The 7,325-nt window shown below is 36.7% G+C and carries 5 protein-coding genes; all 5 read right to left on the reverse strand.

Going from position 1 to position 7,325, the window contains the following annotated elements; genetic code table 11:
- Positions 1 to 802: 802 nt before the first annotated feature.
- The 5 genes from SP041_RS20370 to SP041_RS20390 all read right to left on the reverse strand — a co-directional run bounded on the left by SP041_RS20370 (position 803) and on the right by SP041_RS20390 (position 6,748).
- Positions 803 to 1,972 carry a nucleotide sugar dehydrogenase gene (locus tag SP041_RS20370; protein WP_025565277.1) on the reverse strand — a complete coding sequence of 390 codons (1,170 nt, stop codon included), beginning with the start codon at positions 1,970 to 1,972 and terminating at the stop codon, positions 803 to 805.
- Between the two features lie 198 nt (positions 1,973 to 2,170).
- Positions 2,171 to 3,127: a hypothetical protein gene (locus tag SP041_RS20375; protein WP_037049722.1), complete on the reverse strand. Its 957-nt coding sequence runs from the start codon at positions 3,125 to 3,127 to the stop codon at positions 2,171 to 2,173.
- A gap of 13 nt (positions 3,128 to 3,140) precedes the next feature.
- On the reverse strand, positions 3,141 to 4,253 hold the full coding sequence (gene wecA / locus SP041_RS20380; protein ID WP_051368598.1) for a UDP-N-acetylglucosamine--undecaprenyl-phosphate N-acetylglucosaminephosphotransferase: 1,113 nt from the start codon (positions 4,251 to 4,253) through the stop codon (positions 3,141 to 3,143).
- 290 nt (positions 4,254 to 4,543) lie between these two features.
- The gene (locus SP041_RS20385) at positions 4,544 to 5,194 is read right to left on the reverse strand and encodes an ABC transporter ATP-binding protein (protein WP_025565275.1); all 651 of its coding nucleotides are present in this window, start codon (positions 5,192 to 5,194) and stop codon (positions 4,544 to 4,546) included.
- Positions 5,195 to 6,424: 1,230 nt separating this feature from the next.
- Positions 6,425 to 6,748: a transposase gene (locus tag SP041_RS20390; protein ID WP_170968586.1), complete on the reverse strand. Its 324-nt coding sequence runs from the start codon at positions 6,746 to 6,748 to the stop codon at positions 6,425 to 6,427.
- Between the last annotated feature and the right edge of the window lie 577 nt (positions 6,749 to 7,325).

Raw genomic sequence — 7,325 nt, forward strand, 5'->3', positions numbered from 1 at the left:
CTGTTTTCAGCTTGTAGGTTTGTTATTTCGGGGCGCACGCTTCAGCTTGCAGATCTTTTGTGTTTAACGTTAATAATAAGCTTCGTATTATTCATTCCCTAATACCAAAACTAAAATCAACACACACCCTGCAGGCTAAAGCCAGCGCCCCAAAGTCAAAAGCACACTATTCAATATACAAAGTCGAAAGAACTTGAACTCAGGTGCATGGCGAATTAGGCGATAGCCTAGTGTCATGAGCGGAGGAGTTCTGCGAGTCCTGTTTTCAGCTTGTAGGTTTGTTATTTCGGGGCGCACGCTTCAGCTTGCAGATCTTTTGTGTTTAACGTTAATAATAAGCTTCGTATTATTCATTCCCTAATACCAAAACTAAAATCAACACACACACCCTGCAGGCTAAAGCCAGCGCCCCAAAGTCAAAAGCACACTATTCAATATACAAAGTCAAAAGCGGTTTACCAGGAAGGTACGAAGGGTGAAGAAGGTGAGAGTGAGAGCGATTAATAATAAGTAATGGATTATAGCTTTTCCTTCGTGTCCTTCGTGTAGCGTAGCGCTTCGTGGTTATTTTGGTATTTTCAGCTTGCAGATATTTTTGTGTTGATTGTTGGTTATGAGGTTAGTTGCTCAACTCATAGTGCATAACACGTGATGCAAAGATCAAAAATATAAAACCTAACACACAAATCCCTGCAGGCTAAAGCCAGCGCCCCGAAGTCACAAACCAAAATCAACACATAAATCCCTGCAGAATCAAATCAGCGCCCTGAGGTCAGAAGCGCTGAAGCAATTAAACGGTAAGTTAATCACTACCAAATAAGTCACGGGTGTAGACTTTATCGCCTACGTCTTTGATTTCATCAACCATGCGGTTTGATACGATGACATCTGACATTTTCTTAAATTCTTCTAAAGATCTAATGACCTTAGAGTTAAAAAAGTCTTCACCTTCAAACACAGGTTCATAAATAACCACTTCAATGCCTTTTGCTTTGATGCGTTTCATGATGCCCTGAATACTTGAAGCTCTAAAGTTATCCGATCCTGACTTCATAATTAATCGATAAATACCAACTACTTTAGGTTGCTTAGCGATAATTGAATTAGCAATGAAGTCTTTACGTGTGGTATTCGCATCTACAATTGCGCCAATAATATTGTTTGGTACGTTTGCGTAATTTGCACGTAGTTGTTTAGTGTCTTTAGGTAAGCAATAACCGCCATAACCGAAAGAAGGATTATTATAATGATTGCCGATACGAGGATCTAAACCAACACCTTCAATAATTTGACGTGAGTTTAAATTATGCGCTTCGGCATAACTATCTAACTCATTAAAGTAAGCAACACGTAAAGCAAGGTAAGTATTACTAAACAACTTAACCGCTTCTGCTTCTGTTGAATCAGTAAACAATACATCGATATTCTCTTTGATTGCGCCTTCAACTAACAAACTAGCAAATACTTTAGCGCGTTCAGACTGCTCACCCACCACAATACGAGAAGGATGTAAGTTATCGTATAATGCACGACCCTCACGTAAGAACTCAGGAGAGAAGATAATATTTTCACAACCTAATTCTTCTTTAATATTCTTAGTGTAACCAACAGGCACAGTTGATTTAATAACCATTACTGCATTGGGGTTAATCGCCATCACATCTTTAATTACCGACTCAACCGAAGACGTATTAAAGTAATTTGTTTCAGGGTCATAGTCTGTGGGCGTGGCAATAATCACGAATTCAGCATCTTTATAAGCGAATTCTTTATCTAATGTAGCAGTAAAATTTAATGGTTTATTTTTTAAAAACTCTTCAATTTCAATATCTGCAATAGGCGAGATTTTTTGATTTAATAATTCAATTTTCTTAGCAATAACATCAACAGCAATGACTTGATTATGTTGAGCCAATAAAACTGAGTTAGATAATCCGACATAACCGGTACCAGCGACTGCTATTTTTCTCATTTTAAATCTCTCTGTGTAGACAACGAATCACGTAATAAAAGGTGAACAAGGGGATTATATCTTTATTTTCTCAGTTGTAATAAGCCAAAGTCGAATGAAGCAAAATAATTCATCATATTTACATTCAGATTTCTACATCATTAAACGTTATATTTCAGCCCATTAGCGTTTTATCGACAATTTATTTTAAGCCTGCAATTAAGCGTAATAAGTTTCAACGGTACTAATAAAGTGTTGTAGCGAGTCACTAGGGAGGTGATTAATACCCGCTGCTGCTGCACGCCCGCCACCTGTTTCAAATTGGCTACAAATATCACCAGCGCCTTGTTTATTTTCTAATGGAGCACGTAAAGAAACCAGATAGCCACCCTGCTCATTCTTAGTTAAGACCGCAAAAGCACTGTTTGGCTGTTGATTCGCCAATAAGTTTCCGTAAACACCACTAATACGGCGAGACCATTTTTCATCAGGTAATTCAAATACACTCAATTTTTTACCACTGTAAACAGCAGCAATAGCCAATGCTTTCTCTAAATCATCTTGGTAAGCCGCTTGTAAAGCATAATAAGGCGATGCTTTATCTTCAAACACATCAAATGGGCTTTTATATTTTAACAAAGCCGTAAACAACTCAGCAGGGTCAAAATGTAAATCTGCAATATCAGCACCGTAACCATTATAATTAACTAACGTACCTAACTCTTTCAACTGCTCTGCTTGTGCTTCGCTATAACCTGCTGCAGATGCTAACTGGTTAGCTTTAGCAATTAAATTATCGCCATACGCAGCGCAAATAGCCCAATCATGGAACTGCCCTTTTAAATGTTGGTCGACAATCAGTGCAGTACAAGTATTCGCATCTAAATCAATCAAAGCCGTTAGTTTTTCATGTTCAGGAATATCACCAGCACGGTGATGATCGGCATAAAATACCTCAGCCCCTTTATCAAGAACATCAATTAATGCCTGTGTATTTTTTTCCATTGAAATATCCAATACAGTAAACGTATCTTCAGGGCTCGCTGATACCGTTTTTAATAATTGAATATTTCTTTTCACACCACTAACAAGGCAGGATTTCAAAGGGGTAGATAAACGTAACTGTATTAATGAAATAATGCCGTCAGCATCTCCGTTAAAAATATCATAATGCATAAAATAACCTTTCCTATGAAACCGGTAACTTGTTACCAAATAAACGATGAATTAATCCGCTAACTTTCCAAGTATTTGAATACAAGTGAAAGTAAACGATAAATAAAAGAATAAGTAAACTAGACATAACCACTTCAGATATATTAGAAACTTCACCAACAATGCCAACCGCCGCACCAATCAAAGCAAAAATAGAGATGAAGATCAGCACTTGTGTATCTGACAAACCAATATCTTGTAATTTATGATGTAAATGCCCACGATCAGCCTGAAATGGAGACTGTTTGCTTTTTATACGCCTAATAATATTAGCAATCATATCTAATAATGGCACCGTCATCACCCATAAAGCCGTAATAGGTCTAAAAGCAAGTGATAAACCTGACTCACCAACGTGATTCTCGAAGTACATTGAAGATTGACTCCCCACCACTAATAAACAAATGACAACAAAGCCAATGAAGAAACTACCTGAGTCCCCCATAAAGACCTTATAGCGATTACCAGGGAGTATCGATAAATTACATAATAGAAAAGGAATTAAGGCAGCAATAAAACAAACACAAATCGAAGTCAGTTTAAATTGCTCGTTCAACCCAAAAAGAATAGCTAGAGATGAAAAAGATATAATACTCAAACAACCCAGCAAACCATCTACGCCATCGACCATATTAAAAGCAGTAATTACACCAATCACTACAATCACTGTAAAAAACAACGAAGTACCATATAAATGAATGTCCCCTAGCGCAAACAAATCACCTAACGAGCTTATTTTAAATTGGGCAAAATGATACAGGAAAGTAGTGATCGCGATAATAGAGAGTAAGCGCAGCGACACCTTTAAATTTATTTTGTCATCTATGACACCAAGTAACATCAGAAAACCGCTGCATGATACAAAATATAAAATATTAGAAGTAAATTTTTGTTCAAAAAACAATACGCAGACTAAAGCAATATAAATAGCGGGACCGCCGATGACAGGGATATTACCTTTGTGTAGCTTACGATGGTTAGCTTTATCCACCAGCCCAAACTGAATCGCTTTTGGGTGAAAAAAGTAGAAAAGAAAAGATGAAACCATAAAAGACATAAGCGACGTTATTATCATTGAGCCTAACATAACCGACACCTTTATTATTTACTTACTTATTGTTCACTTTTATCATACAAGTGGCAATTCCATTTGAGCCTTAATAATAGCACTCTAACTAACTATTTTTAAAGTGATTTTAATATACCCTATAATAAAAAGTATCTTTTTCATTGTTAAAATAAGATATATATAACTAAATAGTCAATATAATAGAGAGTAACTCAATTAATAAGTTCATTTATATTTTAATATACAAAAATACAGCTTATAAACCGACTAATGAAATAAATGAATAATTACAGGCTATTTATAAAGAATTACAGGCTTTTATAAATACTTAAAGCTTGTTGTAAATCAGGGTAAAAAGTAAGCTCTCCTTGATGTAAAATAATCGCACTATCACAAAACTCTTCAATTTCTTTAAGATCATGACTAACCATAATCAAACTGGCCGTTTTTCGTTTAGCCAACAAAGCTTGGCGAGCCTTGGTTCGGAATTTTTGATCACCAACCGAAGTCGCTTCATCAATTAAATAGACATCGAAATCAATCGCAATACAACAACCAAAGGCAAGTCGAGACTTCATACCACTTGAATAGTTTTTAACAGGCAAATCGTATTTGATGCCTAATTCAGCAAAGTTTTTAACTTTCTCTTCATACTCATCTAAATTCTCAACCCCATTCACACGGCCAATAAAACGCGTATTTTCACGCCCTGTCATTTGCGGATGGATACCAGTGGATAAAGCAACAGGCCAAGAGATAGCTTTGTCTGTCACTACTTTGCCTTTATTCGGGTACTCACTGCCCGCTAAGATTCTAAATAAAGTTGACTTACCTGCACCGTTCGATCCTAAAATCCCAATATTATGCCCATCAGGAATATCAAAGTTAATATTCTGAAAAATAAATTGAGGGCCTAAATCAGAAGGATAATACTTAGTGAGGTTTTGCAATTTAATCATAGTTTTATACAAAGCTTTGTTAAAAAGTGGATCGCTAGCTTATCTTTATTCACAAAAGGGAGCAAGATCCCCATCAACAAAACAACCAGTATTTAATTGTGATTAGTTATAACTGCCACCTTTAAAAAATTTTATTTACGCGGCGCATGGCTTTAACCAGCAGGGATTCTGCTGTTAGGGTTTGATCTCTTGACCTCGGGGCGCATGCTTTAGCTTGCAGGGATTCTGGTGTTAAGATTCATGCCTTTGTCCTCGGGGCGCATGCTTTAGCTTGCAAGGGTTCTGGTGTTAGGTTTGATCTTTTGACCTTATTCTTTTGACCTTCGTTATCAAAGTAAAAAACACAAAATAGCCAACACAAAAGAGATCTGCATGCTTTAGCTTGCAAGGGTTCTGGTGTTAAGGTTCATGCCTTTGACCTCGGGGAGCATGCTTCAGCTTGCAGGAATTCTGGTGTTAAGATTCATGCCTTTGACCTCGGGGCGCATGCTTCAGCTTGCAGGGGTTCTGGTGTTAGGTTTGATCTTTTGACCTTATTCTTTTGACCTTCGTTATCAAAGTAAAAAACACAAAATAACCAACACAAAAGAGATCTGCAAGCTAAAGCGTGCGCCCCAAGTAACAAACCCAAAATATAAAAACAGAGCTCTTGACTTCGGATGCACACTTTCTGGTGTTAAGGTTCATGCCTTTGACCTCGGCGCGCATGCTTCAGCTTGCAGGGATTCTGGTGTTAGGTTTGATCCTTTGACCTTATTCTTTTGACCTTCACAATCAATATATAAAACATACAACCACAATCAACACAAAAAACATCTGCAAGCTAAAGCGTGCGCCCTGAGTAATCGAACATAGAATTTAAATACAACAACCACAATCAACACAAAAAACATCTGCAAGCTAAAGCGTGCGCCCCAAGTAACAAATCCAAAATATAAAAACAGAGCTCTTGACTTCGGATGCACACTTTCTGGTGCTTAGGTTAATGCCTTTGACCTCGGGGCACATGCTTTAGCTTGCAGAGATTCTGGTGTTAGGTTTGATCTTTTGACCTTCGTTATCAAAGTAAAAAACACAAAATAACTAACACAAAAGAGATCTGCAAGCTAAAGCGTGCGCCCCAAAATAACAAACCTGCAAAATAAAAAGCACACAACAACCAACACAAAAACGCCCCACAAGCTAAAAACAGGATTTGCAGAGATCCCTAAATCATAACACTAGATTCAATCACTCACTTTCATAAACACCATAGAATCGTTTATTTGCATCTTCTAACTCTGCTTTATATGCATTATTTTTAATGTATTGATAAGTCATTTGAAACTGCTTTTCAGTTCGGATGGCTTTGTCATAATAACTTTTCTCCCATAATTTTCCTGATTCTGAACGGTATTTATTGATTATAAATGCACTAGATCCTTTGACGTTATGCATGATGAGACTTAGTGGTTGTAGTTGCTGAAAAAGTAGATGTACATGGTTAGGCATAATAGAGACTGCAAATAAGTTGTATTCGATTTTATCTTTAGATTTGAATAATGAAATAAGCAAAGAAATGATTTCATTATTTAATATTGCACCTGCCCTGCTAGTATCTAAAAACTGATCTAACTGATGTTATTGCTTTGAGGTACTTTCAATTATTTTCTTGTCATTTTTTTTGAGGTAATAAGCAACACTTTCATGTGTTCGGAATGTAACGAACTGAACAGTATTTTTCTGATCTATGTGAAATAAATTATTACTCATCGCCACCTCGTCGCTATTTCATGGAATTAGCCTTAGAAATTCAGTTTAGTTTAACATTCGTTTTTTTGTAAAAGATGACGTGTGATTTTTTCTTTAATGGTTGTTGCATTTTGAGTTGATGTAAAAAAATAAACACATAAAAAAGTAACAACACAAAAAGATTTGTAAACTAAAAACAGAACTCGCAGAGCTCTTGACTTCGGATGCACACTTTCTGGTGTTTAGGTTCATGCCTTTGATCTCGGGGCGCATTGCAGTGGTCAAGTAAAACTGGCCATCTTGTTAGAGGTTTTTACGTTTTCTTTCTCTGCTGCTAACGGTGAAAATCCGCCGTTAAACTGATGTGGGCGATATCGATTGTAATAGCCATTTATATAAT

This window comes from Psychromonas sp. SP041, from assembly GCF_000470315.2.
In the GTDB taxonomy this organism is placed as follows: Bacteria; Pseudomonadota; Gammaproteobacteria; order Enterobacterales; family Psychromonadaceae; genus Psychromonas.

Coding starts and splice junctions, on each gene's coding strand:
- SP041_RS20385 (WP_025565275.1), bottom strand. CDS start 5,194: ATGATTAAATTGCAAAACCTCACTAAGTATTATCCTTCTGATTTAGGC.
- SP041_RS20370 (WP_025565277.1), bottom strand. CDS start 1,972: ATGAGAAAAATAGCAGTCGCTGGTACCGGTTATGTCGGATTATCTAAC.
- wecA (WP_051368598.1), bottom strand. CDS start 4,253: ATGTTAGGCTCAATGATAATAACGTCGCTTATGTCTTTTATGGTTTCA.
- SP041_RS20375 (WP_037049722.1), bottom strand. CDS start 3,127: ATGCATTATGATATTTTTAACGGAGATGCTGACGGCATTATTTCATTA.